This window comes from Pseudomonas sp. IT-P100 (genome assembly GCF_949767185.1).
GTDB lineage: Bacteria > Pseudomonadota > Gammaproteobacteria > Pseudomonadales > Pseudomonadaceae > Aquipseudomonas > Aquipseudomonas fluorescens_B.
The window spans coordinates 1-295 of record NZ_CATKQK010000050.1; the positions used below are offsets into that span (position 1 = coordinate 1).

1 protein-coding gene is annotated in these 295 nt (G+C 53.6%); it reads right to left on the reverse strand.

The features are described from left to right. Position 1 precedes the first annotated feature (1 nt). On the reverse strand, positions 2 to 295 hold a 294-nt coding region (locus ACM6IQ_RS23855; RefSeq protein WP_414880001.1), incomplete at its 5' end, for an integrase core domain-containing protein.

Here is a 295-nt window from a genome sequence, read left to right on the forward strand (position 1 = left end):
GCTAGCTGTGTAAACCCACCACGTTGTTCACGGATGCTATTCGGCTAATTGGTGGCAAATAACTCAGGCTGGCATGCGGGCGATGCCAGTTGTACTCGTGCAACCACGACGTCAGGTAGGTCGCACGTTGGTCTGAGCTTTCGTAACTTCTGGCGTAGGCCCATTCGCGCAGAGCGGTTTGGATAAATCGCTCTGCCTTGCCATTCGTTCGTGGTGTGTAAGGTTTGGTATAGATGTGTTTAAGCCCCAGCCGTCGACATAGACGCTTGAAACGTCCGGACTTGTAGCAAGGGCC